This window comes from Pseudomonas sp. SC3(2021) (assembly GCF_019856535.1).
GTDB lineage: Bacteria > Pseudomonadota > Gammaproteobacteria > Pseudomonadales > Pseudomonadaceae > Aquipseudomonas > Aquipseudomonas monsensis.
Genome location: NZ_CP082236.1, coordinates 5,941,356 through 5,967,717 on the forward strand (window position 1 = coordinate 5,941,356; position 26,362 = coordinate 5,967,717).

Below are 26,362 nucleotides of genomic sequence, written 5' to 3' on the forward strand. Positions count from 1 at the left end.
ATGCGTTCTCTAACCTTCCACCTGAAAATCCTGATCACCATTCTGGTGTTGCTGGGCGTTTCGGTTACGGCCTATCAGATTTTCGTGCTCGGGATTCCGGTGACCGAAGACGCCACCGACGACTTGTGGAACATCGACGCCAAGGTCGAGTTCGTCGCCAGCACCAAGGATCCGGTGAAGATCCAGATGTTCGTGCCGCCCCTGAGCCGCGACTACGTCAGCCTCAACGAAAGCTTCATTTCCAATAACTATGGCGTCGCCGTGAACCGCGTCGACGGCAACCGCAAGGTCACCTGGTCGGCGCGCCGGGCCAAGGGCAACCAGACCCTTTATTACCGTCTGGTCCTGACCAAGCGTTACACCGCCGAAAAATCCAAGATCAAAGGCCCGACCTTCCGCGACAGCATCGCCATCGAAGGCCCGGAAAAAATCGCCGCCGAAGCCCTGCTCGCACCGATCCGCCAGCACTCGGCCGACGTCGAAACCTTTATTGGCGAGGCGATCAAGCGGGTCAACAACGTCAACGACGACAACGTCAAACTGCTGCTGGCCGGCGACCCGTCGACGCCACACAAGGCGAAGATCGTCGAGTTGCTGCTGTCCATCGCCCACGTGCCGGTGGAAAAAGTCCACACCATCCGCCTCGTTGCCGATCAACCGCAAACCCCGGAACTGTGGCTGCGCAGCTTCAACGGCAACGACTGGCTGTACTTCAACCCGGAAACCGGCGAGCAAGGCCTGCCGACCGACCGTCTGCTGTGGTGGACCGGTGACGAGAACCTGATCACCGTTGACGGCGGCAAGAAAGCCAACGTGACCTTCAGCCTGAACAACAGCGAGATGAACGCGATTCGTCTGGCCAAGCTGACGGACGAAAACACCGACGCCAACTTCCTCGAATACTCGCTGTACGGCTTGCCGCTGCAGACCCAGCAGACGTTCATGATCATGGTGATGATCCCGATCGGCGTGCTGGTGATCCTGATCCTGCGCAACCTGATCGGCCTGCAGACCCTCGGCACGTTCACCCCGGTGCTGATTGCCCTGGCCTTCCGCGAAACGCAGCTGGGCTTCGGCATTCTGCTGTTTACCGTGATCACCGCGCTGGGCCTGTCGTTACGTTCGTATCTGGAACACTTGAAGCTGCAAATGCTCCCGCGCCTGTCGGTGGTGCTGACCTTTGTCGTGGTGTTGATCGCGGCCATCAGCCTGTTCAGTCACAAGCTCGGCCTGGAGCGCGGCTTGTCTGTTGCGTTGTTCCCGATGGTGATTCTGACCATGACCATCGAACGCCTGTCGATCACCTGGGAAGAACGTGGCGCCAGCCATGCGATGAAAGTGGCGATCGGTACGTTGTTTGCCGCCTCGCTGGCACACCTGATCATGACCGTGCCGGAGCTGGTGTACTTCGTGTTCACCTTCCCGGCGATCCTGCTGATCATGGTCGGTTTCATGCTGGCGATGGGTCGCTATCGCGGCTACCGCCTGACTGAACTGGTGCGTTTCAAGGCATTCGTCAACAAGGCTGATCACTGATGTTCGGTTTCTGGAAGACCTGGAAGGCTCTGGAGGCGCGGGGCATCATGGGCATCAATCGGCGTAACGCCGACTACGTGCTCAAGTACAACAAGCGCAGCCTGTACCCGATCGTCGATGACAAGATCATCACCAAGGAGCGCGCCATCGCAGCCGGCATTCATGTGCCGGAGCTGTATGGCGTGATTTCCACGGAGAAGGAAATCGACAAGCTCGACGCGATCATCGGCGGGCACAACGACTTCGTCATCAAACCGGCCCAGGGTGCCGGCGGTGACGGCATCATCGTCATCGCCGACCGCTTCGAGGGCCGCTATCGCACGGTCTCGGGCAAGATCCTCGCCCACGAAGAACTCGAGCACCACATCTCGAGCATTCTCACCGGTCTGTATTCGCTGGGCGGTCACCGCGACCGTGCACTGATCGAATACCGAGTGACCCCGGATCAGATCTTCAAAAGCATCAGTTACGAAGGCGTGCCGGACATCCGCATCATCGTGCTGATGGGCTACCCGGTGATGGCCATGCTGCGCTTGCCGACCCGCCAGTCCGGCGGCAAGGCCAACCTGCACCAGGGCGCCATCGGCGTCGGTGTCGATCTGGCCACCGGCCTGACCCTGCGCGGCACCTGGCTGAACAACATCATCAACAAACACCCCGACACCACCAACGCGGTGGATGGCGTGCAACTGCCCTACTGGGACGGTTTCATGAAACTCGCCGCCGGCTGCTACGAGCTGTGCGGGCTGGGTTACATCGGTGTGGACATGGTGCTGGACCAAGAGAAAGGCCCGCTGATTCTGGAGCTGAACGCGCGGCCGGGGCTGAATATCCAGATCGCCAACGATTGCGGGCTGACCCAGCGTACGCACGCGGTCGAGGCGCACCTGGAAGCGCTGAAAGCGCGTGGGGTGACGGAGTCGGTTGAGGAACGAGTGGCGTTTACCCAGGAAATGTTTGGGCATATTCCTGCTGTGGAAGGCTGAAAAGCCCCTCACCCTAGCCCTCTCCCAAAGGGAGAGGGGACTGACCGAGGTGGATGCTGGAAATACGCCGACCTGAAAGTCTTGAGTCGAACTCAGGCTTTGAAAAGCATGAAGATCTGCTCCCTTCCCCCTCGCCGCCCAAAGGGAGAGGGGACTGACCGAAGTGGATGCTGGAAATACGCCGACCTGAAAGTCTTGAGTCGAACTCAGGCTTTGAAAAGCATGAAGATCTGCTCCCTTCCCCCTCGCCGCACTGAGGGAGAGGGGACTGACCGAGGTGGATGCTGGAAATACGCCGACCTGAAAGTCTTGAGTCGAACTCAAGCTTTGAAACGCATGAAGATCTGCTCCCTTCCTCCTCGCAGCCCAAAGGGAGAGGGGACTGACCGAGGTGGATGCTGGAAATACGCCGACCTGAAAGTCTTGAGTCGAACTCAGGCTTTGAAAAGCATGAAGATCTGCTCCCTTCCCCCTCGCCGCCCAAAGGGAGAGGGGACTGACCGAAGTGGATGCTGGAAATACGCCGACCTGAAAGTCTTGAGTCGAACTCAGGCTTTGAAAAGCATGAAGATCTGCTCCCTTCCCCCTCGCCGCCCTGAGGGAGAGGGGACTGACCGAGGTGGACGCTGGAAATACGCCGACCTGAAAGTCTTGAGTCGAACTCAGGCTTTGAAAAGCATGAAGATCTGCTCCCTTCCCCCTCGCCCCCCTTGGGGGAGAGGGCTGGGGTGAGGGGGTAGGCTTTTGATTTTGATCTGACAGCGGAGAGGACTACAATCCCTACCCCGCCTCGATGGCCGATCTGCCCCGCCCATGTTGACCTGTTCCGTACACCCGCTGCCTTACCGCGCCAATCCCGCCGACTACTTCGCGGCCATCCGTCATGCCCCCGGCGCCGTGTTGCTCGACAGCGGCCGGCCGAGTGCCGACCGTGGTCGCTATGACCTGCTCAGCGCCTGGCCACTGGCACAACTGGCGGTGTTGCCCGACGAAAGCGGCAGCGTTTTCCTGCAACGCCTGCGGGACAATCTGACTCGTCTGGGCCAGGCGCAGCTGCCGGCGGAATATGAGCTGCCGTTCGCTGGCGGCCTGATCGGCTATCTGAGTTACGACTTCGGCCGGCACCTGGAACAGTTGCCGAGCCAGGCCCGGGACGATCTGCAACTGCCAGACGCACGCTTCGGCCTGTACGACTGGGCGCTGATCAGCGATCACCAGACGGCCACCAGCCAACTGGTTTTTCACCCGTCGTTGGCCGACAGTGAGCGGCAACGCCTGATCAGCCTGTTCAGTCAATCGGCCGCCGCCACGCTGACGCCGTTCAAGCTGAACACGCCGATGACCGCCGACCTGTCGGCCGATGACTATCGCCAGGCGCTGGAGCGCATTCATCAATACATCCAGGCCGGCGACTGCTACCAGGTCAACTTCGCCCAGCGTTTCCGCGCAACCTGTCAGGGCGATCCGTGGCTGGCTTATTGCGCGTTGCGTGAAGCCTGCCCGACGCCGTTTTCCGGCTTCCAGAGCCTGCCCGACGGCGGCGCGGTGCTGAGCCTGTCGCCGGAGCGTTTCGTCAAAGTCAGCCAGCGCCAGGTCGAAACCCGCCCGATCAAAGGCACCCGCCCCCGTGGTCTGACGCCCGCCGAAGACGCGGCCAATGCCGCCGAACTGCTGGCCAGCCCCAAGGATCGCGCCGAGAACCTGATGATCGTCGACCTGCTGCGCAACGACCTCGGCCGCACCTGCCGCATCGGCTCGGTGCGGGTACCGGAGCTGTTCAGCCTGGAAAGCTATCCCAACGTGCATCACCTGGTCAGCAGCGTAACCGGTGAACTGGCGCAGGATCGCGACGCTCTGGACCTGATCGCCGGCAGCTTTCCCGGCGGCTCGATCACCGGCGCACCAAAGATTCGCGCAATGCAGATCATCGACGAACTGGAACCGACCCGGCGTGGATTGTATTGCGGGTCGCTGTTGTATCTGGACGTGCGTGGCGAGATGGACAGCTCCATCGCCATTCGCAGTCTGCTGGTCAAGGATGGGCAGGTGTGTTGCTGGGGCGGCGGCGGGATCGTGGCTGATTCGGACTGGCAGGCGGAGTATCAGGAGTCGATTACCAAAGTGAAGATCCTCCTGGAAACCCTGCAAAACCTCTAAAAGCTATCGCGAGCAGGCTCACTCCTGCATTTGGAATACGTTCCCTTGTAGGAGTGAGCCTGCTCGCGATGGCGTCTTTTCAGACGACTACAAACTCAACTCTCGGTTGGAAGCTTTGAGGAATTCCTGCTTCAACTCGGCAAACGTATGCACCGCCGGAAACTGCGGGAACTCCCGGATCACGTTGTCCGGCGCGTGGAACAGAATCCCGGCGTCCGCCTCACCCAGCATGCTCGTATCGTTATACGAATCCCCCGCCGCAATCACCCGGTAGTACAGGCTCTTGAACGACAGCACCGACTGACGCTTGGGATCTTTCTGACGCAGTTGATAGCTGGTCACCCGCCCGCTGTCGTCAGTGATCAGACGATGGCAAAGCAAGGTCGGGAAGCCCAGTTGTCGCATCAGCGGCTGGGAGAATTCGTAGAAGGTGTCCGAGAGAATCACCACCTGAAAGCGCTCGCGCAGCCAGTCGACGAACTCCACCGCGCCGTCCAGCGGCTTGAGCGTGGCGATCACTTCCTGAATATCCGAAAGCTTCAGACCGTGCTCGTCGAGGATGCGCAGACGCTGTTTCATCAGCACGTCGTAATCGGGAATGTCCCGGGTGGTGGCCTTGAGGGAGTCGATTCCGGTTTTTTCGGCAAAGGCGATCCAGATTTCCGGTACCAGTACCCCTTCAAGATCCAGGCAAGCAATTTCCACAAGACACTCCCGTTTGTATTGATTATTGAATCGAGCGAGCCCGAACTCTAGCGACTCCCCCGCCACGGCGCAACGCAGCGACCACCCCGTACCCCGCCGCTTTTTGTTAACATCGCCGCCATATAGAGCGCCCAGCGCCACCGACCTGTAGGAAGCCGCCCTGATGAGCCCAACGTTCGACGTCGTGGAACTCGCCACGACCTATGCCAACAAATCCGCGCAGGACATCCTGAAACTCGCGTTTGCCGAGTTCGGCGACGAGCTGTGGATATCGTTCAGCGGCGCCGAGGATGTGGTGCTGGTGGACATGGCCTGGAAGCTCAACAAGAACGTCAAGGTGTTCAGTCTCGACACCGGCCGCCTGCACCCGGAAACCTACCGGTTCATTGATCAGGTGCGCGAGCACTACAAGATCGACATCGAACTGGTGTCGCCGGACTACACGAAACTGGAACCGTTCGTGAAGGAAAAAGGCCTGTTCAGTTTCTACAAGGACGGCCATGGCGAATGCTGCGGCATTCGCAAGATCGAGCCGCTGCGCCGCAAATTGTCCGGCGTCAAAGCCTGGGCCACCGGCCAGCGCCGCGACCAGAGCCCGGGCACCCGCAGCGCCGTGGCGGTGCTGGAAATCGACACCGCGTTCTCTACGCCAGAACGCACCCTGTACAAGTTCAACCCGCTGGCACAGATGACCAGCGAAGAGATCTGGGGCTACATCCGCATGCTTGAGCTGCCTTATAACAGCCTGCATGAACGCGGCTTCATCAGCATCGGCTGCGAACCCTGCACCCGTCCTGTGCTGCCGAACCAGCACGAACGCGAAGGCCGCTGGTGGTGGGAAGAAGCGACGCAGAAAGAATGCGGTTTGCATGCGGGGAATATCATCAGCAAGGCTTAAATTCCTGCCTAAATGATCTCCCCTTGTAGGAGCGAGCAGGCTCACTCCTACAGTGCTGTGCGGAAACATCAAGAATGTGTACACACAAATGTCACCGTCGGTGCCATTTATGTGTGCACTTTTTTGTTTCCACGCCCTGAAAAGTTACATCCCGCCTGAAAATCCTTTCTCGTCACTCGCTGGCGAAATCCCCCGCCAAAAATAAATACCTGTTCAGTCGGTCAATTTTTAACCACTTATTTTCAAACACTTAGCGCTTGTCGATAACTTTTCGAAATGAGCACTGCTACGCATAGATCGCTAACTGGCACAGATCTGGCTTTAGTGCATACATGTTTTGTATACAAAACTGCAAAACATGACCCCACACTTTCGATCCGCAAGCCTGAAGCGCCCTATCCCGTACAGGCTGCAGATGCCCCGTAACCAGTGATGATTGCTGGCCGCGACGAAGATTTGTCGAGCCCCGGGCTCATGCACAGTCATCGCGGCCCCGTCCATCAGGAGCCTGCCGGAATGCGTACAAGTCTCTCCAACAACATCGCGCTGAATCTGCCCGCCTCTGCCCTCGATCAGCCATTGCCCGACGATGGCCTGACCGAACCGTTACAACTGAGTCCCCGCCTGCACAACAGCGATCTGGCACCGACCCGGGCCGAAGGTCGGCGCTGGGGCAAATACAGCATCTTCGCCCTGTGGACCAACGATGTGCACAACATCGCCAACTACTCGTTCGCCATCGGACTCTATGCGCTGGGCCTGGGGGGCTGGCAGATTCTGCTGTCGCTGGGGATCGGTGCGGCGCTGGTGTACTTCTTCATGAACCTGTCCGGCTACATGGGACAGAAAACCGGGGTGCCGTTTCCGGTGATCAGCCGGATCAGTTTCGGCATCCACGGCGCACAGATTCCGGCGCTGATCCGGGCGGTGATCGCCATCGCCTGGTTCGGAATCCAGACGTACCTGGCGTCGGTGGTGTTTCGCGTGCTGTTGACGGCGATTCACCCAGGCTTCGCCGAGTACGACCACAACTCGATCCTCGGATTGTCGTCCCTGGGCTGGGTATGTTTCGTAGCGATCTGGTTCGTGCAACTGGCGATCCTCGCCTACGGCATGGAAATGGTTCGTCGCTACGAAGCCTTCGCCGGGCCGGTGATTCTGCTGACCGTCGCCGCCCTCGCCGCGTGGATGTATACCCAGGCCAATGCAACCATCGCCTGGTCGATCCGTGAACCACTGACCGGTGGCGAAATGTGGCGCAACATCTTTGCCGGCGGCGCGTTGTGGCTGGCAATCTACGGCACGCTGATTCTCAACTTCTGCGATTTCGCCCGATCCTCGCCGTGCCGCAAGACCATCAAGGTCGGCAATTTCTGGGGCTTGCCGGTGAATATTCTGGTGTTCGCGGCGATCACCGTGCTGCTGTGTGGCGCGCAGTTCCAGATCAACGGACGGGTGATCGAGAGCCCGACTGAAATCATTGCGTCGATTCCCAACACATTCTTTCTGGTGCTCGGCTGCCTGGCGTTTCTGATTGTCACCGTCGCGGTGAACATCATGGCCAACTTCGTCGCCCCGGCGTTTGTCCTGAGCAATCTGGCGCCAAAGTACCTGACCTTCCGCCGCGCCGGGCTGATCAGCGCGACCATCGCCGTGTTGATCCTGCCGTGGAACCTCTACAACAGCCCGTTAGTGATCGTGTATTTCCTCTCCGGCCTCGGCGCCCTGCTCGGTCCGCTGTACGGAGTGATCATGGTCGACTACTGGCTGATCCGCAGAGGCCGGATCAACGTCCCGCAGTTGTACAGCGAAGACCCCAACGGCGCTTATTACTACAGCCGCGGGGTGAATATCCGTGCCGTGGCGGCGTTCATTCCCGCGGCGCTGATCGCCATCGTCCTGGCGCTGGTGCCGGGTTTCCACAGCATCTCGCCGTTCTCCTGGCTAGTGGGCGCCGGCATTGCCGCGATGCTCTACCTGATCATCGCCCAGCGTCAGCCGCACTACGCCGACGTCAGCGGCGAAGCCATCGCCGTCGACAACGTCAGCCATTAACTTCCTCGCGGCCCGGTTTTCGGGCCGCAGAACTGCCCGCTATAAGGACTTCCCATGCGCATTCTCGTGGTCAACGTCAACACCACCGAATCGATCACCCAGGCCATCGCCCGCTCGGCTCAGGCTGTCGCGTCACCCGGTACGGAAATCGTCGGCCTGACACCGTTTTTCGGCGCCGACTCGGTGGAAGGCAACTTCGAAAGTTACCTGGCTGCCATCGCCGTGATGGATCGGGTGATGTCTTACGATCAACCCTTCGACGCGGTGATTCAGGCCGGCTACGGCGAGCATGGCCGTGAAGGCTTGCAGGAATTGCTTAACGTACCGGTGGTGGACATCACCGATGCGGCAGCGAGTACGGCGATGTTTCTCGGCCACGCCTATTCAGTGGTGACCACCCTGGATCGCACGGTGCCGCTGATCGAAGACCGGCTGAAGTTGTCCGGCCTGTGGGACCGCTGCGCATCGGTGCGGGCCAGCGGTCTGGCGGTGCTGGAACTGGAACATGAGCCGCACCGCGCACTGGAAGCCATCGTGCATCAGGCAGAACTGGCGGTGACGCAAGACAAGGCCGAAGTGATTTGCCTGGGCTGCGGCGGGATGGCCGGGCTGGATGAACAGATTCGTCGCCGCACCGGGGTGCCGGTGGTCGATGGCGTGACGGCGGCGGTGACCATCGCCGAATCGCTGGTGCGGCTGCGGTTGTCGACCTCGAAGGTGCGGACTTATGCGACGCCGAGGCCGAAAAACATTGTGGGCTGGCCGGGGCGGTTTGCTCGCTAGACCGCGTTATCGTTCATCGTGGGCAAGCCACGCGCCCACAGGGTTCGCGTTGTTCACCATTATGTGAACGACAAAGAACCTGTGGGAGCGTGGCTTGCCCGCGATGGCCGCAACTCGATCAAAAGCCAAACTCAGAAAGCACTGAACCGCCGAGCCAACCCCCGCTCCGCAAACTGCTCAATCACAAAATCGACAAACGCCCGAGTCTTGCCCGGCAACAATTTATGTTCGGCGTAGTAGATCGAAATGTTGCCGTCATCGATGTACCAGTCCGGCAGCACGCGCTGCAACGTGCCCGCCTCGAGGTAACCCACGGCAAACGGCATGCTGACCAGCGCGATCCCCAGCCCTTGTGCTGCCGTGGCGCAGGCGGCTTCGGAGTCACTCATGGTCATTCGCGTTTTGAGGGTCAAGGGCTGGCAGAGCTGACTGCCGCTACTGATCAACTGCCAGGAGCGCACCCGGCCGGTTTGCGGCGAACGAATCAGGATGCCATCGTGACGTTGCAGGTCATCCGCTTCGACGATCGCCTCGTGCTTTTGCAGATAGTCCGCAGACGCCACCAACACGCGATGCGCGGGTGCCAATTTGCGTGCGACGACGCCTTGGGGCAATTCGAAGCCCCCGCCAATCGCCGCATCGAACCCCTGCCCGATCAGATCGACCTGACGGTTATCAAAATGCCAGTCAGGGTTGATCGCCGGAAACCGACGCAAAAACTCTTGCAACAACGGCACGATGTACAAGCGCCCGAATACCGTGCCCATGCTGACTTTCAACGTCCCCGCCGGCAGTCCCTCCACACTCGACAGATTGGCCACCGCATTCTGAATCGTCGTCAGACTGCCACTGACCTGGCTCAAAAACAGCTGACCGGCCTCGGTCAGCGTCAGGCTGCGTGTACTACGCTGGAACAGCCGTACACCGAGCCGCCCCTCAAGCTTCGCGACACTCTTGCCGACGGCTGCGGGGGTCAGGCTCAAGCGTCGCGCGGCCTCGGCAAAACTGCCGACTTCGGCGCTGCGCACGAAGCATTCGATACTGCTGAAGGTTTCCATGATCGCCACTATAAACTTCTGGTTTACACAGACTATAGCAATCAGGGTCTACACGGTTGTCGATGCGAGGCCGATACTCGGCTCCAACACCAAGGCATTCCGCCTTCAACTTTCTGGAGATCGAACATGACCACTCAACTCCTCAGCGGCAAAGTCGCTCTGATTCAAGGCGGTTCCCGTGGCATCGGCGCTGCCATCGTCAAACGTCTGGCCGCCGAAGGCGCTGCAGTCGCATTCACCTACGTCAGCTCCACCGCAAAAGCCGAAGAACTGCAGAACAGCATCACCACCACTGGCGGCAAAGCCTTGGCGATCAAGGCTGACAGCGCCGACGCCGCCGCCATCCGGCATGCCGTCAGCGCCACTGTCGAAGCGTTTGGTCGCCTCGACATCCTGGTCAACAACGCCGGCGTACTGGCCGTAGCCCCCCTGGAAGATTTCAAACTGGAAGATTTCGACCAGACCGTGGCAATCAATATTCGCAGTGTCTTCATCGCCTCCCAGGAAGCCGCGAAACATATGGGTGAAGGCGCACGCATCATCAACATCGGCAGCACCAACGCTGACCGCATGCCCTTCGCCGGTGGCGGTGTGTATGCGATGAGCAAATCGGCGCTGGTCGGTCTGACCAAAGGCCTGGCACGTGATCTTGGCCCTCGCGGCATCACCGTCAACAACGTGCAGCCCGGCCCGGTCGACACGGACATGAACCCGGCGCACGGTGACTTTGCCGAAAGCCTGATTCCGTTGATGGCTGTCGGTCGCTACGGTAAAGCCGAAGAAATCGCCAGTTTCGTCGCTTATCTGGCAGGGCCCGAAGCCGGCTACATCACCGGTGCCAGCCTGACGATCGACGGTGGTTTCGGCGCCTGATACTTCTGAGTCGCCGGTAAAAAAAACGCCGCCCCTCCTACAACAGAGGGGCGGCGTTTTTTGTTCGCAGCCTGATCAGGCCCAATCCAGCGCCGGCAAGCCACAGGCACTCGGCGTGAACGCTTTCAACGACCGGAGAATCCCGTCGGCGTGGGCGTATTTCTCATCGGCCATGGCGGCATCGGGAATGGCGATGGCAGTCATGCCCGCCGCTTTGGCGGCGGTCACGCCGAACGGTGAATCTTCAAACACCAGACAATCTTCCGGCGCGACACCCAGGCGACGGGCCGCTGTGAGGAAGATATCCGGTGCCGGTTTGGCCGCACCGACTTCCGGATCGTCCGCTGTCACAATGAAGTCGAACAGCGCGAACCAGTCGCGGTGCAGCGTGGTTTTCTGGCCGAACGACTGACGCGAGGAACTGGTGCCCACGGCAATCGGAATGTTGTGCGCCTTGAGGTGACGAATCAGCTCTTGCGCGCCCGGCATGGCCTGGGCCTTGGGAAAACGCTCGCGCATCAGTGGCTCGCGGATCAGCAGAAACTCTTCGGCGGAGATCGGCAGATCCAGCGCCTGCACCACGTAGTTCGCCAGATCGTTGGCACCGCGACCAATGATGTTCTGTTTAACGCTCCAGTCGAAGGTTCGCCCGTAGCGTTCGGCAATCAACGAGGTGACCTCGGTGTAAATGCCCTCGGTGTCCAGCAGCAAACCGTCCATATCGAAAATCACGGCCTTGATCGGGCCGAACGTCTTCAGCGGTGCATTCATCATCGGATCCGTTATCAAAGACATCCCGGGCGGCAAAGGGCATGCCGCTGCTCGGATCTGATTAAAGGGTTCAGCAGCATAACGAGCACAACCGACATTGAGCAACGGGCAACGCTCTCTGCGGCGATGAACAACTCGCATTAATTTGACGAAACGTCCTACAGATATTGCCTACTTGCCCGACTTCTTTCCCTTCTGATCCCCCGCAAAGTCCGCGCACCTCTTTCACGTGCGCGAGTGCCTGCGAATGTTCCAAACCGATCGGCTTCTGGCCCTGAACAACAGCATCGGCCTGCTGGTGGTTGCCGCCCTGAATCCGGACCGTCCGGATTTTGAAAACCTGATCCGCGAGTTTCGCCTCTGCCTCAACCACTACGAGGCCTGGGCCGAGCAGTTCTGGACCGGATCGGTGCTGGATATCGAGCAGGTGTTCACGGTCGGCAACGATGTACGCCTGAGTGCACCGATCAACCGTCGAGAGCCCATCAGTTCATCCGTGGTCATGTGCCCCGCCGCAGGCCCGCTGACCCTGGTGCATATGTTCGAAGCCGCACGCTTTGTCCCGATCGGCGATACCCCGGTGATGCTCGAACCGGTGATTGCCGAAGTCGACGGGGTGCTGAGCTTCGGCGAACCGCTGCGCCATACCATCGGCCCGAGCGGCATTCTGGAGGTGAGCGACTGCGACCGGGGCCAGCGTTATCGCATCACCTTCTTTCCCGATGTTTCTACCGCCCATGTCCGCGCACTGTATGCCTCTTATGAAGGCATTCTCGACGAGCTGGAAGGCTGGTTACGCTCGGAATGGGCAGGCTTCCAGCCACTGTGGGCGGAGTTTTCCAGTGCCGGGTTCGCTGAGCGTTACGGCCAGTTGCAACAGGCGGACTGGCGTGGATTCGAAAATGCTCTGCAGCGGGTATGGGATGACATCAAACAAGTCTTCGCCCTCCTCGCCGATCTGCAGGCCAATAGCCAAAAGCTGCTGGAGTACCTGACCGATGCCGAACTGGACGCGCTGCTGCAAGCCTCCAGCGAAGCCATTGCCAACGGCCTGCTGCTCCTCAGCGACGAACCGCTGCTGTTCATCCATCTGGCCGCGTTCACCAGTTGGCTGAAGATGTTGCCGCCGCAGCACCTCGCCGAGGTGGTGGCGGAGGTGCGGGTCGAACTGCTGATCAGTTTTCTGTTGGTGCGCGTGTCCGGCGGCGTCGGTGTGTCGCTGCGCTTGAGCAACAAAGTGCTGGCGAAGATCAAATCGCCGCGGACGCGGGAATGGCTGGCGGCTTCTGCGTTGCGCCTGGCTGAGCTGACCGCCACCAGGGACTTGAACTCGCATGCAGGCGTGCTGAAACCGTTGGTGGTCAATGTGCGTGATGTGCCGTTGAAACCGACGGCGTCGATCCCGCTGAACATCCGCCAGGCTGATTCGCTGGTCTTGTCGGTGCCCAATCCGGCGCCGCTTGCGCGAGACAAGTCCCGTGGCATGAGCCGGATCGAACGCCATGAACTGCATGATGACGCCCTCGCTCAAGCGAAAAACCCCAACGGCGACAGCGCCGATTGCGTGTCGCGCACCTGCACCAATGGTTGTCCGGTGTCGATGGTCACCGGCGAAGAACTGCTGACCCTGACCGATGGCACGCTCGATGGCTTGCTGCCGTTCGAGTTCACCCGGTTGTACCGCACCAGCGCAGTCGAGATCGACCTCGGCCTGGGCTTTGGCTGGAGTCATTCGCTGGCGCATCGGCTGGAGTTCGATGGCGATGTGGTGGTCTGGGTCGATCACGAAAACCGCCGCACACGCTTTCCGTTGCCCAGCGTTGAACGGCCGGCGATTCACAACAGCCTGTCGCGGGCGGCGATTTTTCTCGGCGAAGAGCCGGAGGAGTTAGTCCTCGCGCTGGCCGGGGACGCGGCGCGGTTTTATCACTTTCGCGCCGAGCGGCTGACGGCGGTCAGCGATTCGTACGACAACCGTTTGCGTGTTTTCCGGGATCGGTCTGACAGGGTTCAGCGACTGGATAACGGCGCGGGTCGGTCGCTGCTGTTGCGCTATGAGCGTGCGCATCTGATCGGTGTCGAGTACCAGATTTTTCGCGAAGGTGACTGGCACACCGAACAGCCCCTGGTCAGTTACCGCTACGACGCCCAACAGCGACTGATCGAGGCAACCAACGCCGCCGGCGACAGCGAGCGTTACGACTACGACGATCAACACGTCATCCTGCAACGGCAATTGACCGGTGGCGCCAGTTTCTTCTGGGAGTGGGAGCGGTCCGGCAAGGCGGCTCGCTGCGTGCGCCACTGGGCGTCGTTCTCGCAGGTGGACACGCGTTATGTCTGGAACGACGACGGCAGCGTGGCGGTGCATTACGTCGATGGCACCGAGGAAACCTACGTCCACGATGACCGCGCACGCCTGGTGCGCAAGGTCGAGGCCAACGGTGGCGAACAGCTCAAGGCCTACGACTCCTCGGGGCGCTTGATCGCCGAGCAAGATGCGTTAGGCGCGATCACCGAATACCGCTACGACGAGGCCGGACGGCTGGTGGCGCTGCTTGCGCCGGACGATGAGCCGACGTCCTACGAATACCGTAATGGTTTCCTGCACAGCCGTGCACGGGGCGAGGCGGTGTGGACCTGGCGGCGCAATGCCCAGGGCGATGTCACCGAGGCGGTCGATCCTGACGGCCATGTCACCCATTACCACTACGACGCCCGTGGGCGGTTACTGTCGATCCGTTACCCGGACAGCAGCCGCCATGTGCGGGGCTGGAACGACCTCGGCCAGCTCGTTGAAGAGACCTTGCCCGACGGCGGCGTGCGGCGCTTTTCCTACGATGCGCTGGGGCGACGGACCACCACGTGCGACGAACATGGCGCTGTCACGCGCCAGCAGTGGGATGCACTGGGCCGGCTGGTTCAGACGACGGCGCCTACCGGTGCCACCCGCGCCTACAGCTACGGCGCCTACGGTCAGGTCACCGCCGAGCGTGACGAACTCGGGCGCATCACCCGCTACGAGTATGACGATGACCTGCACCTGGTCTCGCGCAAGATCAACCCCGACGGCACGCGGGTGCAGTACCGCTACGACCATGCGCAGTTGTTGCTCACCGAGATCGAGAACGAGTCTGGGGAAACATACCGCCTGGACTACACGTCCACCGGATTGATCCGACAGGAAACCGGCTTCGACGGCCGCCGTACGGCGTATGCCTATGACCTCAACGGGCATCTGCTGGAAAAGACCGAGTTCGGCGATGACGGTTCGACGCGGGTCACCGCTTACGAGCGCGATACCGCCGGGCGCCTGCTGATCAAGACCCTGCCCGACGGGGTCAAGGTCGAATACCGCTACGACCGCCTCGGGCGTCTGGTGGGCGTCGATGACGGGCAAAAACATCCGCTGGCCTTCGAATACGACCTGCAGGATCGGCTGATCACCGAGCATCAGGGCTGGGGCACCCTGCGTTACGCCTACGACGCCTGCGGTCAGCTCAAGCGCCAGCGCCTGCCGGACAACAGCAAGCTCGACTATCACTATGCCAACGGCGGCGCGCTCACCGCCATCGACCTCAAAGGCGCATCGCTGACCCGCCATGTCTACCAGTCCGGTCGCGAACAACAACGCCAGCAAGGCCTGCTGCTCAGCGAATATGCCTACGACGACCAGGGCCGTTTACTCGCCCACGCTGTAGGCCATCAGCACGCTTCGCTGTTCCGCCGCGATTATGCCTACAGCGCCAACGGCAACCTCGAGCACATTGCCGACAGCCGCCACGGCCAGCGCACCTACGGTTACGACGCCCTCGACCGGCTGATCCGCGTGCGCCACTCGCGCGACGAACTGCCGGAAACCTTCGCCCACGACCCGGCCGGCAACCTGCTGATGCAGGACCGCCCCGGCCCGACACAAATCAGGGGCAACCGCCTGCTGATGCAGGGCGACCGCCATTACGACTACGACGCCTTCGGCAACCTGATCCGCGAACGCCGTGGCCGCGACCAGCAATTGGTCACCGAATACCGCTACGACAGCCAGCACCGCCTGATCGGTCTGACCCGCCCCGACGGCAAAACCGCCAGTTATCGCTACGACGCCTTCGGCCGGCGCATCCGCAAAACCGTCGACGGCGTCAGCACCGAGTACTTCTGGCAAGGCGACCACCTCGTCGCCGAAAGCAGCAAAACCCAGCACCGCAGCTACGTCTACGAACCCGGCACCTTCCGCCCGCTGGCGCTGCTCGACGGCAAAGGCCCGAAAAAGGCCTGCCCGTTTTACTACCAGCTCGACCACCTCGGCACGCCGCAGGAACTGACCGACTACAGCGGCGAAATCGTCTGGTCAGCGCAATACGACGCCTACGGCAAAGTCGCGGCGATCACCCTGGCCGGCGAGGACTACCTGGACCAGCCGCTGCGGTTTCAGGGGCAGTATTTCGATGCGGAGAGCGGACTGCATTACAACCGCCACCGGTATTACGACCCGCGGCTGGGGCGGTATCTGACGCCCGATCCGGTGAAGCTGGCCGGAGGGTTGAATCAGTACCAGTACGTGCCGAATCCGACGGGGTGGGTGGATCCGTTGGGGTTGAGTTGCACTCCATGTCCGGGAGCAATACAGGCTGACGGCCCATTTAGTGAGATAGTCCCCGGAGGTGGGTTAAACGCTCACGAGTCTCGAGGTGGGCATGTGATAGCGAAGCATGTAGAAAGGTCTGAAGCTCAACTGCGAGCTAGACTACAGGCAGAACCGAACATACCCATAGCATCAACATTTCCTGATCGTTTTGAAGCTGAAGCCGCACTGTCAAATGTCATGAGAAATAATCAGAAAAAAATTGATGAGTTTTTAAAAGGCAAGGCGCAGAGGTTTGTTATCAATGAGAGGGTTTCGGCTCCCGCTGGCGTGGGTATTGTGCGAAAGAGTGGCAAATTAGAGCCATTATTCAGCATCAGGTTAGTGCTTCAGCGAGAGGCGAAGTCGCCGCTCGGATACTTTATTTTGACGGGATTTGTAAATGACAAATGAAGAGTTTCCTCAGCTATTTCAATTCCTCGGAGCTTATTTTCATGAAGACTGGATGAGTGAGTTTGATGTCGCTGATGACGTCGTTAAATCGTTCATTGCTGATTCTGAAGCTTGCGTAATTCTGGATGTAATAAAAGAAACTGAAGCTGTATCGGCGCTTGATCTAACAGAAGAACATATGCGAGATTTTTTATTGATAGAGATGGGGTGCAGTTACTGTTATTGGCACGAATGGCAAGATGGAGTTACGTGGTTGAAGCATGTACTTGTAATGCTCCGCCAGCCCCCCAAAAATTAATATCTGAATATTGAGGAGAGGCTGAAGTCGATGCAGTTGTTCCCTCCTGATCACAACGCCTGTGCCTGCGCATCCTCCAACCTCAATTCATCCTGCCCTAACAGACCCGCAGGCGAAGACGATGGATACTCCGTTTTTCATCGACATCATCGTCCTTCTCACAACCCATCCCAAAACGTCCAAAGGGCCTGACAGAATCCAGGCCCCGAAAATGAAAAAGCATCACTACCAGCTTGTATCAAAAGAACAAGCAATCACTGCTCATCCTCTTCCTCTTCATACTCCTCATCCAAAGCATCATCGGAATCATTCAACGGCACCGTTGCATCGTCCATCAACGACCCCGGGTCCTCGTTCCCCGGATCATTGATAAACGGCAACCCGCTCGGGCCCTTCTCTTCCTTGCCTTCAGTTTCGGGAGTCATGGCAAACCTCTGCGTCTGGTGAGTGTATTACCTTCGAAAAGCCCTACAGCCAATCGTTCCAGCATCCGACCGCCAGAAACGAAAAACCCGGCGCCGGGCCGGGTTGGTTTTCGATATTCGATCAATGATGTCGGTTTTTATGTTTGTACTTATTGTGCTTGTGGCCACCACCAGAATGGGCTTTTCCGCCGTCATCACCCATGTTGTTGCCCACTGCACCACCGGCCGCGCCGCCCAAACCTGCACCGATGGCAGAACCGGTGGAGCCGCCCAGGCTGTTACCCAGCACTGAGCCGCCCGCTGCGCCGAGACCACCACCAATGGCAGCTTCGGTGCGATTGTGTTTATTCGCTCCGACCGCGCTGCCCGCCGCGCCACCGACACCTGCGCCGACCGCTGCACCGGTGCTGCCGCCGAGCTGGCCACCGACCACGTTACCAAGCACACCGCCCAGTCCGCCACCGACGGCAGCGCTGCCATCTCCGGCGGCCATTGCGCCTTGAGCGATCACTAATCCGAAAAACAGTGCAGATAATGACAAACGCATTTGAACCTCACAGTTCCCGAACCGGGACGGTATACCCACAGGGCTTATATCAATTAGAGACATTTCCTGGGAAAACGTTCAGCCACGAAAAAGCCCGACATTGAGTCGGGCTTTTTCTGACAAGCGTTCACTCTCAGTGACGCTTGTGACCTTTGGCCAGGTTGGCGCCCACGGCACCGCCGGCAGCACCACCGAGACCGGCACCAATGGTCGCGCCATTTCTGCCGCCCAGGCTGTTGCCGATCACCGAACCACCGGCCGCACCGACACCGCCGCCGATGGCAGCTTTGGTCCGGCTGCCCTTGCCAGCGGCCATCGCACTGCCCGCCGCGCCTGCGACACCGGCGCCAATTGCTGCGCCGGTGCTGCCGCCCATTTTCTGGCCGACGACATTACCCAGCGCACCACCCAGACCGCCGCCGAGTGCAGCAGTGCCTTCGCCGGCCACTGCACCTTGAGCAACCAGAAGCCCCAGAACCAGAGCAGGCAGAGTTAAACGCATGACAAACCTCACAAATCGGGATGACAAAAAAGGGCCAGGATTTAATGCCGGATGAACGCAAAAGTCCAGACGAAATCCGGCAGCCGCGCGCACTTGGCGCCGATTGGACAGCGATTCTGGAAAAGGTTTTATCGCAGGCAAAAAAAAGCCCGCTGGGGAGACGGGCTGGAGACTTGCTTTCTAACGGATGGCTTCACCCTACTTTGAGCGGCGTGAAAAGTTTGTGAAAAGCCTTCAAACACTTCAATCATCTGTAGGACATTTCCCTGGACATACATAAAACGCAAAAACCCCGTTCATGACGGGGTTGTTCGCGGTCGGACTATTTTCGGGCGCGGTTCGCAACCCGGGGTAAAAATTTCGCCTTCAGCCCCTTGGGTGCCGTCGCCTTGATCTTGCCAGTCTGCACCGGGTCTTCGCCGAATCCCGACTGATATTCCGTCTGGCCGCATCGCACACAGTTGTTGAACGGGAATTCAGCGCCATCGTCTTCGATATACGGATCAGTCATACCTTCGCCCCTTCGTAATGTGTCGACACCGGCAAAAATCCTTTTGCCTGAAAAAATATCGACCTCCAAGACTTTTGAGACTAGCCGGTCATTACCGGACTTGTGATTCAGATCGGCTGATGCCCGACGAATGGCCCGCAAAAATTCAAAAAATGGAGGGGCGCTCGCAGTTGCAGTTGAGCTATTCAGGCACTCCCGCCTCACTGCGAAGGATTCGCGAACATATCCAGGAGAACCGGTGCCCTACTGCTTTCAGCTCTGATGATCAGTGGCTGCGGGACATGAATGGCTATGACGAAATCTACCAGGCACAAACTTCAGATCAGTGTCAGCGCAGCTTCACCGCCGTCCCGGTCGCAAACACCACAACCATACCGCCCTTACCGGCCGGCATACTGATCTCGAAATCCAGCCCGACCACCGCATCCGCCTGCAACGCGAGGGCTCGCTCCTTGATCTCTTCGGTCGCCTGAATGCGCGCCTCCTTCAATGCCCGCTCCAATGTCTGAGAGCGACCACCGAAAAAGTCGCGCATGCCGGCAAACATGTCCCGGATCACATTGACGCCCTGCACCGATTCGGCGCTGACAATATCCAGATAGGCGGTTATCTGGCGCCCCTCGATTGAATGGGTTGTAGTGGTAATCATCTGACCAATCCCTGTGGAGTGTGTAGAAAAAAAATGGCGATCAACAAAAGCGAGCCTGTGCTCAGCCTTGCTGATCGCCACTTCAAACAACTGAAAATGACTTCGTTATTGCGCACAATTCCTGGCTTTGGCGACGATTGCCTCAACGCAGTCTGCAATGGAGCGCTCACTTGCATCCAGAACCAGTGCAGGAGCCTCAGGCACTTCATAAGGCGCAGACACGCCCGTGAAATCAGGAATCAACCCTGCTCTGGCCTTTCGGTAAAGCCCTTTCGGATCGAGACGCTCACAAACATCCAGCGGCGTACTCAAATAAACTTCCAGAAAACGTTCATCACCGATGATTGTTCTGGCCTTCTCGCGACACTCACGCGTCGGAGAGATGCATGCCACCATCACCGTGACGCCAGCCTCATTCATTAACCGCGCCACTTCGGCGATTCGACGAATATTTTCCGAACGATCTTCTGCGCTGAACCCCAGATCCTTGCAAAGTCCGTGACGCACATTGTCACCGTCCAGAACGTATGCAGGCTTTCCACTCTCGATCAGCAACTTTTCAATGGAAAATGCCAGCGTCGACTTACCGGAACCGCTCAGCCCGGTAAACCAGATAGTGAAGGGCTTCTGAGCAACAACACGCTCTCGGTCGACTTGTGCAACCTGAGTCGGGTGCAGCACGATATTTTCCCGGGGATTCATTTTTTCTGTTGCCATACCTACACCTCATCTCGGGTAGAGTCTGAGCCCATACACTTCAGCCTGAGTGGCCATAGACCAACCGGCCACGCGTGGATTGCCAATCAACCAGCCATCAAGCCGATTGATTATTCAACAGACCGGGTAATGGTAGAGCCAATCCAGCGAACTCCCAACGAACCGCCAAGATGCGGCAATCTGCTCGCCTCTACGTTGATGAGCAATTTATTGTTCAGATAAAACTCCAGACCCGCTGCGCTCGCGACCACGCGTATGTCGCCGCTATAAGGAAGCCCCGAAAGGCCCACGTCCGGCTCCGGCATCCAGCGCGCTCCGTCGTTTGTCCACAGGACCAACCCGGCCTCGATATCATTGATCGGCTGAATCAACAGGGCACTCATGTCGGTGTCGCCACCATTGCCTTGATAGGTCACCACCGCCACGTGGGAATCCGTGGAAGGCGTATCCAGCGAGTAGCTGAACGCCAAAGTGCGCTGTTCCTGTGCCGAGTCATCTATTTGCTTGATCAGGCAAAGATTGCCGAGAATGGCTTCTTTACCGCCGTCCTCCAGCAACTTCGGCACGCCGTAGACGAGTTCTACTCCCGCCCACTCCTGTTGAATCCTCTGCGAACGCTGGAAGGCGGTTAAGCGTTCTTCCGATTTGCGATTGAACAGGCTCCTTTCGTACAACTCCGAGACGAAAGGAAAGGTATGGCCGTGGTGCGCAAAGTCCTTGACGTTCAACAACCGGACTTCATTGACTGCGCCGTAAGGGCCGAGGCAAATGTAGTCCAGCGGCTTATAAGTATTGCGCTCCAGAACCCACAACCCGCTCATGGAACTGCGACGCAGATCCCGTCCGGTCATCTGGCTTTCCCCCACCAGCATGACATCGGACGACACCGCCAGGCCTCGCGTGTAGATAGGACTGCCGGATTCCCAGATGACATCGTTGGTATCCAGGTCGATCAGTGCACCAATGTTGCTGTGGCAGGCAATTTTCTGCCCTTCGTCCGACACCCACACGTTGTGCAGGCCCGTACGCCGTTCGATCGGCGTCAGACTGACCAGCTCCAGCCCCGGATAGGTCAGAACTGCCAACAGCGAACCGTTGTGGTGACCGTGGGCGATGACATACAAGTGCCCGTCTTTTTCGAATACGGAATTGAGATGATCGCCGGTGATTTCTTCCAGCGACAAACGATCCCAGCGCACGTTGCTCAAACGTTTTTCCTGGTAGTGCCCAGGTTTTGCCAGATCGACCACCGTGATCGCGTTACGCCCGGTGTTGGTGCAAACCACCCGACCATCAGATGCACAGAGCACCTGGTGCGGTTCCGACAGGAACGTTTCGGACTGGAAAGAGCCGTGAGAGAGGAAGCCTACTTCAGAGGTCGCGTAAGTCTGAATGTCCTTCAGTTTTACGTTATCCAGCCCTGAATGGGACAAGACAAAATCCTTGCTGCCGGGAAACCACGAAACGCCGTAGTATTCAGTGCGCTCATTCTCAAGCGGGATAACCTTTCGAGAGTGCACCTCGACCAACAGCAAATACCCTGTCGTCGCGACGACTGCAAATAGTGGTTCCACTACTTTCTACCTCAGTAATGCCAATCTCGACCCTTCGATGCAGCGCGTAACGCAGAGCCATTCGTGCGCCGATTCTAACTGCTTGGTTAAATTATTCAACGAAAGCGGCCCGTGATCGGCCTGCGCCGATAGGGAGTAGAGCGACGACCTGCGGTCTCGCGGATGCTTAGACAGAAGCCCAGGGCTATTCAGGTGCGGAAAACAAGAAACCCCGACCTCTTTCGAGATCGGGGTTTCTTGAGAATCGAATTTGGCGGTGAAGGAGAGATTCGAACTCTCGATACAGTTTCCTGTATACACACTTTCCAGGCGTGCTCCTTAAGCCACTCGGACACTTCACCGTATCTCTTCAAACATGTTCTGTCTGTCGAGGCGCGCTAATGTAGTCGAAAGCTTTGCCGATGGCAAATTTTTTTTCAGAATTTTCATGCGGTTAAGAGATAACGTCGTTCGCCGCGCCGACGGGCCATGGCAAACCGGCCAATCTTCGGTAAGCGCTGCCCTTCTATATAGAAGCAGAACGGCGCGCTATACCGGATTCACTCGCAAACGGTGACTGGCGGGTCAGTCACGGCGCTTTACCTGGCCTGCGGTGGTGGGTAACGTCTGCGCATCTTTCTTACAAGGAATAGCGTCATGAGTGAGTTGATTTCCTACCACCTCGAAGACGGTATCGCGACCCTGACCTTGAACAACGGCAAGGTCAATGCCATTTCCCCGGACGTGATTGCGGCGTTCAACGCGGCGCTGGATCAGGCAGTGACTGATCGTGCCATTGTGATCATTACCGGCCAGCCAGGGATTCTGTCCGGCGGCTATGATTTGAAAGTGATGACCGCCGGCCCGAAAGAAGCCGTGTCACTGGTGACCGCCGGTTCGACCCTGGCCCGTCGTCTGCTCTCTCACCCGTTCCCGGTGATTGTCGCTTGCCCGGGGCACGCGGTAGCCAAGGGTGCGTTCATTCTGTTGTCCGCTGACTACCGCATCGGTGTCGACGGCCCGTTCAGCATTGGCCTGAACGAAGTGCAGATCGGCATGACCATGCACCATGCCGGTATCGAACTGGCCCGAGATCGCCTGCGGCGTTCGGCCTTCCACCGCTCGGTGATCAACGGTGAGATGTTCGATCCGAAGAGCGCGGTGGATGCCGGCTTCCTCGACAAAGTCGTCGCCGCCGAGGAGCTGCAAGGTGCCGCTCTGGCCGCTGCGCGTCAGTTGAAGAAGATCAACATGACTGCGCACAAGAACACCAAGCTGAAAGTACGCAAAGCGCTGCTGGAGACTCTGGATAACGCAATCATCCTGGACCAGGAACATCTGGGCTGATCCCTGGCCCGCAGCAACCAATGCAAAGCCCGACCGCCGTGTCGGGCTTTTTCTTGCGCACGCGGTTGAAAACGCCGTGGTAGCTCTAGGACGCGTCTGACAAGCCATTCGGAAACATGCGCTTAAACATCGGCTATCTCCGGACTCTATAGCGACAATTGCCGAAAACAGTGCACATCCGTACACTGCGCCACCTTTTGTCCCGGTGGGGCCTGAAAATGCTGTTCGTGTTTCGTATGTTATTGATGGGCCTGCACTTTATTCTGGCTGGCGTGCTCGGAGTGATCCTCGGGTTGTGCCGCCCGTTCAACCCGGACAACAGCCGGTTGTGCGCGCGCCTTTACGCTTTGCCGGCGATGTGCATTTTGCGCCTGCGCGTCAAATCCGACGTCAGCGCCTTGATGAACAAGCCGGACAGCTGCGTGATCATTGCCAACCATCAATCCAACTACGACCTGTTCGTGTTCGGTAATGTCGTGCCACGCCGTACGGTGTGCATTGGCAAGAAGAGCCTGAAATGGGTACCACTGTTCGGCCAGTTGTTCTGGCTGGCCGGCAATGTGTTGATCGACCGTGGCAACGCCCACAAGGCGCGCCAGTCGATGCTCACCACCACCCACACGCTGCAGAATGAAGACACGTCGATCTGGGTATTCCCGGAAGGCACGCGCAATCTGGGCGAAGAGTTGCTGCCGTTCAAGAAAGGCGCGTTCCAGATGGCAATTGCCGCCGGTGTGCCGATTGTTCCGGTGTGTGTCAGCAGTTACATCAAGCACATGCGCCTGAATCGCTGGCAAAGCGGGAAAGTTCTCATACGCTCGCTGCCGGCAATTCCTACAGCCGGATTGACCATGGACGACATGCCCATGCTGATCAACCAGTGTCGCGAGCAGATGCGCGAGTGCATCGACTCGATGGATCGCCAGCTCCAGGCTGCGTGAAAAAGAAACCCGCCCCGTGCGGGTTTTCTTTTGCCGGTGAACTGTGCAGATTTCACTGACTCTCAAGCAACGACACGGCTAAGCTGAAGCCTTGTATTCCCCGTCACCTGCCAAGAAGAAGTGAACCACCATCATGGGTCGAGTTGTTGCTGCTGCGGTCTACAGCGCGGGTAAAAAAGTCTCCAATATTACGCTCGATGAAGGCGCTGCCTGGGCCGCCAAGACTGGCCATTTTGTCTGGATCGGCCTCGAAGAGCCGAACGCACAGGAACTGTCCAACCTGCAACGTCAGTTCAACCTGCACGAACTGGCGATCGAAGATGCCCTGGAAAAACACAGCCGGCCGAAGCTGGAAACCTTTGGCGACGCTCTGTTTATCGTCACCTACTCGCCTGTCCGTGAACATGGCGTCCTGCAGTTCATCGAGACGCATATCTTCGCCGGCAAGGGCTACATCATTACCGCACGCAACGGCCACTCGGCGTCCTACGCCCATGTCCGTCAGCGTTGTGAGGCGCGTCCGCTGTTGCTGGAGCACGGGGAAGATTTCGTCCTGTATGCGCTGCTCGATTTCGTGATCGAAAACTATCAACCGGTGGGCGAAGCGATCCACGCCGAGATTGATGAGCTGGAGCGCAATGTTCTGTGCAGTGCACTGAACGAGCATGACATTCAAAAACTGCATGGCCTGCGGCGCGACGTGTTGCGCTTGCGCCGCTACGCAGCGCCGATGGTGGAAATCGGCGAAGAGCTGCAGAAGCTGAGCTTTCCGTTCATCGACAAGAACATGCGCCCGTATTTTCGCGATGTGCAGATTCATGTCACACGGCAGATGGAAGACCTGACCACACTGGCGGACATTGCCAGTCAGACCATCGAGATTGGCGTTCTGCTGGAGGCCTCACGACAGAGCGTGGTGCAACGCAAGTTTGCCGCGTGGGCGGCGATTCTGGCGTTTCCGACGGCGGTGGCGGGGATTTACGGGATGAATTTCCAGAACATGCCGGAGTTGAGCTGGCATTACGGCTATTTCGGCGTGCTGGGGTTTATCGCAGTGGGGTGTGTGGGTTTGTGGGCGAGTTTCAAACGTTCCGGGTGGCTGTAGCAGGGACCGCGTTGTCCGGACAATTCGCGAGCAGGCTCGCTCTCACATTGATCCTTGTCGATACGAAGATCCAAGTGGGAGCGAGCCTGCTCACGAAGCTGTTCAGGCAGCTTCTGGCTTGTGCGCCACAAAGCGCATCATCCATTCCGCAACCGTGGTGCCGTGGTGTTCCTGCTCCAGACTGGCCACGCCTTTGCTGTAAATCTGCGAACCCAGCGCCTCCTGACGCAGCTCCAGCAGCGCCCGCGAGTAATCGTGTATGAATTCCGGATGCCCCTGGAAGCACAGCACCTGATCATTGATGTGATAGGCGGCAAACGGGCAGAAATCGCTGGAAGCGATAACCGTGGCGTTTTCCGGCAGCGCAGTGACCTGATCCTGGTGGCTGATCAACAACGTCAGTTCCTCCCGTACCGGGTTCATCCACGGTGCCTTGGCCGCCAGTTTGTAGTTGTGGGTGCCAACGCCCCAGCCCTGGGTGGCGCGCTCGCTCTTGCCACCGAGCAGCAGTGCCAGCAGTTGATGACCGAAGCACACGCCGAGCAGTTTGTCGCCACGCTCGTAACGGGTCAGCAGGTATTGCTTGAGGGTCTGGATCCACGGATCGGTACCGAACGAGTCGGCCTTGCTGCCGGTGATCAGGTACGCATCGAACGTCAGGTCGTCGCTTGGGTATTCGCCCTGCATCACGTTGTAGACCGTGAACTCGGCGGCTATCGGTTGCTGCGAGAACAGACGCTGAAACATCTGCCCGTAACCCTGATATTGATCGACCAGTTCCGGACGCAGGATGTCGGTTTCCAGAATGCAGATGCGTAGCGACATAAAAAATACCTGACACGTGATGGGAATAATGAACACCCAGAGCCTGCCCTGAAACACCCCGGCAAGGCAAGCCCCTCGGCGTTCA

23 protein-coding genes and 1 tRNA gene are annotated in these 26,362 nt (G+C 58.8%); 12 read left to right on the forward strand and 12 right to left on the reverse strand.

Features of this window, described 5'->3' with window-relative positions:
• From K5Y35_RS26305 to pabB, 3 genes are all read left to right on the forward strand, one after another.
• On the forward strand, positions 1-1,536 hold the full coding sequence (locus K5Y35_RS26305) for an inactive transglutaminase family protein (RefSeq protein ID WP_128613972.1): 1,536 nt from the start codon (positions 1-3) through the stop codon (positions 1,534-1,536).
• Positions 1,536-2,522 (forward strand): alpha-L-glutamate ligase-like protein, encoded by a 987-nt coding sequence (locus K5Y35_RS26310; protein ID WP_123463668.1) that lies wholly within the window; start codon positions 1,536-1,538, stop codon positions 2,520-2,522. Before K5Y35_RS26305 ends, K5Y35_RS26310 begins: the two co-directional genes overlap by 1 nt.
• Before the next feature lie 813 nt (positions 2,523-3,335).
• The gene (gene pabB, locus K5Y35_RS26315) at positions 3,336-4,679 is read left to right on the forward strand and encodes an aminodeoxychorismate synthase component I (protein WP_222833342.1); all 1,344 of its coding nucleotides are present in this window, start codon (positions 3,336-3,338) and stop codon (positions 4,677-4,679) included.
• Positions 4,680-4,766: 87 nt separating this feature from the next.
• Here pabB and thrH read toward each other — a convergent pair whose 3' ends face one another.
• On the reverse strand, positions 4,767-5,384 hold the full coding sequence (thrH, locus tag K5Y35_RS26320; protein ID WP_123463671.1) for a bifunctional phosphoserine phosphatase/homoserine phosphotransferase ThrH: 618 nt from the start codon (positions 5,382-5,384) through the stop codon (positions 4,767-4,769).
• Positions 5,385-5,547: 163 nt separating this feature from the next.
• Between thrH and K5Y35_RS26325 the strand changes: the two genes are divergently transcribed.
• The 3 genes from K5Y35_RS26325 to K5Y35_RS26335 all read left to right on the forward strand — a co-directional run bounded on the left by K5Y35_RS26325 (position 5,548) and on the right by K5Y35_RS26335 (position 9,120).
• Entirely contained in the window at positions 5,548-6,282 is a 735-nt protein-coding gene (locus K5Y35_RS26325; RefSeq protein WP_003223260.1) for a phosphoadenylyl-sulfate reductase, read from the forward strand.
• 516 nt (positions 6,283-6,798) lie between these two features.
• Complete coding sequence (locus tag K5Y35_RS26330) at positions 6,799-8,337, forward strand: NCS1 family nucleobase:cation symporter-1 (RefSeq protein WP_123463673.1); 1,539 nt, start codon at positions 6,799-6,801, stop codon at positions 8,335-8,337.
• 54 nt (positions 8,338-8,391) lie between these two features.
• Positions 8,392-9,120, forward strand: coding sequence for an aspartate/glutamate racemase family protein (locus K5Y35_RS26335; RefSeq protein WP_222833343.1), 729 nt, complete (start codon positions 8,392-8,394; stop codon positions 9,118-9,120).
• Between the two features lie 131 nt (positions 9,121-9,251).
• On the opposite strand, the gene K5Y35_RS26340 is transcribed toward K5Y35_RS26335, so the two are convergent.
• On the reverse strand, positions 9,252-10,178 hold the full coding sequence (locus K5Y35_RS26340) for a LysR family transcriptional regulator (RefSeq protein ID WP_128614917.1): 927 nt from the start codon (positions 10,176-10,178) through the stop codon (positions 9,252-9,254).
• 126 nt (positions 10,179-10,304) lie between these two features.
• Here K5Y35_RS26340 and K5Y35_RS26345 point away from each other — a divergent pair, with 126 nt between their 5' ends.
• Positions 10,305-11,051 (forward strand): 3-oxoacyl-ACP reductase family protein, encoded by a 747-nt coding sequence (locus K5Y35_RS26345; protein ID WP_123463677.1) that lies wholly within the window; start codon positions 10,305-10,307, stop codon positions 11,049-11,051.
• Positions 11,052-11,126: 75 nt separating this feature from the next.
• On the opposite strand, the gene K5Y35_RS26350 is transcribed toward K5Y35_RS26345, so the two are convergent.
• The gene (locus tag K5Y35_RS26350) at positions 11,127-11,822 is read right to left on the reverse strand and encodes an HAD-IA family hydrolase (protein ID WP_123463679.1); all 696 of its coding nucleotides are present in this window, start codon (positions 11,820-11,822) and stop codon (positions 11,127-11,129) included.
• Positions 11,823-12,069: 247 nt separating this feature from the next.
• Here K5Y35_RS26350 and K5Y35_RS26355 point away from each other — a divergent pair, with 247 nt between their 5' ends.
• Both K5Y35_RS26355 and K5Y35_RS26360 read left to right on the forward strand, forming a co-directional pair.
• Positions 12,070-16,857, forward strand: coding sequence for an RHS repeat protein (locus K5Y35_RS26355; protein WP_222833344.1), 4,788 nt, complete (start codon positions 12,070-12,072; stop codon positions 16,855-16,857).
• Positions 16,847-17,155, forward strand: coding sequence for a contact-dependent growth inhibition system immunity protein (locus tag K5Y35_RS26360; RefSeq protein WP_222833345.1), 309 nt, complete (start codon positions 16,847-16,849; stop codon positions 17,153-17,155). Before K5Y35_RS26355 ends, K5Y35_RS26360 begins: the two co-directional genes overlap by 11 nt.
• 254 nt (positions 17,156-17,409) lie before the next feature.
• On the opposite strand, the gene K5Y35_RS26365 is transcribed toward K5Y35_RS26360, so the two are convergent.
• From K5Y35_RS26365 to K5Y35_RS26400, 8 genes are all read right to left on the reverse strand, one after another.
• Complete coding sequence (locus K5Y35_RS26365; RefSeq protein ID WP_185015817.1) at positions 17,410-17,580, reverse strand: hypothetical protein; 171 nt, start codon at positions 17,578-17,580, stop codon at positions 17,410-17,412.
• A gap of 121 nt (positions 17,581-17,701) precedes the next feature.
• Positions 17,702-18,127 (reverse strand): YMGG-like glycine zipper-containing protein, encoded by a 426-nt coding sequence (locus K5Y35_RS26370; protein WP_123467331.1) that lies wholly within the window; start codon positions 18,125-18,127, stop codon positions 17,702-17,704.
• A gap of 133 nt (positions 18,128-18,260) precedes the next feature.
• The gene (locus tag K5Y35_RS26375; protein WP_123467333.1) at positions 18,261-18,629 is read right to left on the reverse strand and encodes a bacteriocin; all 369 of its coding nucleotides are present in this window, start codon (positions 18,627-18,629) and stop codon (positions 18,261-18,263) included.
• A 322-nt stretch (positions 18,630-18,951) separates the two neighbouring features.
• Positions 18,952-19,140, reverse strand: coding sequence for a hypothetical protein (locus K5Y35_RS26380; protein WP_123467335.1), 189 nt, complete (start codon positions 19,138-19,140; stop codon positions 18,952-18,954).
• 328 nt (positions 19,141-19,468) lie between these two features.
• Positions 19,469-19,789 carry a YbjQ family protein gene (locus K5Y35_RS26385; RefSeq protein ID WP_222833346.1) on the reverse strand — a complete coding sequence of 107 codons (321 nt, stop codon included), beginning with the start codon at positions 19,787-19,789 and terminating at the stop codon, positions 19,469-19,471.
• 105 nt (positions 19,790-19,894) lie between these two features.
• Positions 19,895-20,506 carry an adenylyl-sulfate kinase gene (gene cysC / locus K5Y35_RS26390; RefSeq protein ID WP_410055908.1) on the reverse strand — a complete coding sequence of 204 codons (612 nt, stop codon included), beginning with the start codon at positions 20,504-20,506 and terminating at the stop codon, positions 19,895-19,897.
• 110 nt (positions 20,507-20,616) lie between these two features.
• The gene (locus K5Y35_RS26395; protein WP_128616399.1) at positions 20,617-22,080 is read right to left on the reverse strand and encodes a hypothetical protein; all 1,464 of its coding nucleotides are present in this window, start codon (positions 22,078-22,080) and stop codon (positions 20,617-20,619) included.
• A 251-nt stretch (positions 22,081-22,331) separates the two neighbouring features.
• Positions 22,332-22,421, reverse strand: a tRNA-Ser gene (locus tag K5Y35_RS26400).
• Positions 22,422-22,716: 295 nt separating this feature from the next.
• On the opposite strand from K5Y35_RS26400, the gene K5Y35_RS26405 reads away from it, so the two are divergent.
• From K5Y35_RS26405 to K5Y35_RS26415, 3 genes are all read left to right on the forward strand, one after another.
• Positions 22,717-23,406 (forward strand): crotonase/enoyl-CoA hydratase family protein, encoded by a 690-nt coding sequence (locus tag K5Y35_RS26405; RefSeq protein WP_123467342.1) that lies wholly within the window; start codon positions 22,717-22,719, stop codon positions 23,404-23,406.
• A gap of 218 nt (positions 23,407-23,624) precedes the next feature.
• Positions 23,625-24,347 (forward strand): 1-acylglycerol-3-phosphate O-acyltransferase, encoded by a 723-nt coding sequence (locus K5Y35_RS26410; protein WP_123467344.1) that lies wholly within the window; start codon positions 23,625-23,627, stop codon positions 24,345-24,347.
• A 133-nt stretch (positions 24,348-24,480) separates the two neighbouring features.
• Positions 24,481-25,452, forward strand: a complete 972-nt coding sequence (locus tag K5Y35_RS26415) for a magnesium and cobalt transport protein CorA (protein ID WP_123467346.1) — start codon at positions 24,481-24,483, stop codon at positions 25,450-25,452.
• A 102-nt stretch (positions 25,453-25,554) separates the two neighbouring features.
• Here the strand turns inward: K5Y35_RS26415 and K5Y35_RS26420 are convergent, their stop codons facing one another.
• Positions 25,555-26,277, reverse strand: coding sequence for an amidotransferase (locus K5Y35_RS26420; RefSeq protein WP_123467348.1), 723 nt, complete (start codon positions 26,275-26,277; stop codon positions 25,555-25,557).
• Positions 26,278-26,362 lie beyond the last annotated feature (85 nt).

Coding starts and splice junctions, on each gene's coding strand:
- K5Y35_RS26305 (WP_128613972.1), top strand. CDS start 1: ATGCGTTCTCTAACCTTCCACCTGAAAATCCTGATCACCATTCTGGTG.
- K5Y35_RS26310 (WP_123463668.1), top strand. CDS start 1,536: ATGTTCGGTTTCTGGAAGACCTGGAAGGCTCTGGAGGCGCGGGGCATC.
- pabB (WP_222833342.1), top strand. CDS start 3,336: ATGTTGACCTGTTCCGTACACCCGCTGCCTTACCGCGCCAATCCCGCC.
- K5Y35_RS26325 (WP_003223260.1), top strand. CDS start 5,548: ATGAGCCCAACGTTCGACGTCGTGGAACTCGCCACGACCTATGCCAAC.
- K5Y35_RS26330 (WP_123463673.1), top strand. CDS start 6,799: ATGCGTACAAGTCTCTCCAACAACATCGCGCTGAATCTGCCCGCCTCT.
- K5Y35_RS26335 (WP_222833343.1), top strand. CDS start 8,392: ATGCGCATTCTCGTGGTCAACGTCAACACCACCGAATCGATCACCCAG.
- K5Y35_RS26340 (WP_128614917.1), bottom strand. CDS start 10,178: ATGGAAACCTTCAGCAGTATCGAATGCTTCGTGCGCAGCGCCGAAGTC.
- K5Y35_RS26345 (WP_123463677.1), top strand. CDS start 10,305: ATGACCACTCAACTCCTCAGCGGCAAAGTCGCTCTGATTCAAGGCGGT.
- K5Y35_RS26350 (WP_123463679.1), bottom strand. CDS start 11,822: ATGAATGCACCGCTGAAGACGTTCGGCCCGATCAAGGCCGTGATTTTC.
- K5Y35_RS26355 (WP_222833344.1), top strand. CDS start 12,070: ATGTTCCAAACCGATCGGCTTCTGGCCCTGAACAACAGCATCGGCCTG.
- K5Y35_RS26360 (WP_222833345.1), top strand. CDS start 16,847: ATGACAAATGAAGAGTTTCCTCAGCTATTTCAATTCCTCGGAGCTTAT.
- K5Y35_RS26365 (WP_185015817.1), bottom strand. CDS start 17,580: ATGACTCCCGAAACTGAAGGCAAGGAAGAGAAGGGCCCGAGCGGGTTG.
- K5Y35_RS26370 (WP_123467331.1), bottom strand. CDS start 18,127: ATGCGTTTGTCATTATCTGCACTGTTTTTCGGATTAGTGATCGCTCAA.
- K5Y35_RS26375 (WP_123467333.1), bottom strand. CDS start 18,629: ATGCGTTTAACTCTGCCTGCTCTGGTTCTGGGGCTTCTGGTTGCTCAA.
- K5Y35_RS26380 (WP_123467335.1), bottom strand. CDS start 19,140: ATGACTGATCCGTATATCGAAGACGATGGCGCTGAATTCCCGTTCAAC.
- K5Y35_RS26385 (WP_222833346.1), bottom strand. CDS start 19,789: ATGATTACCACTACAACCCATTCAATCGAGGGGCGCCAGATAACCGCC.
- cysC (WP_410055908.1), bottom strand. CDS start 20,506: ATGGCAACAGAAAAAATGAATCCCCGGGAAAATATCGTGCTGCACCCG.
- K5Y35_RS26405 (WP_123467342.1), top strand. CDS start 22,717: ATGAGTGAGTTGATTTCCTACCACCTCGAAGACGGTATCGCGACCCTG.
- K5Y35_RS26410 (WP_123467344.1), top strand. CDS start 23,625: ATGCTGTTCGTGTTTCGTATGTTATTGATGGGCCTGCACTTTATTCTG.
- K5Y35_RS26415 (WP_123467346.1), top strand. CDS start 24,481: ATGGGTCGAGTTGTTGCTGCTGCGGTCTACAGCGCGGGTAAAAAAGTC.
- K5Y35_RS26420 (WP_123467348.1), bottom strand. CDS start 26,277: ATGTCGCTACGCATCTGCATTCTGGAAACCGACATCCTGCGTCCGGAA.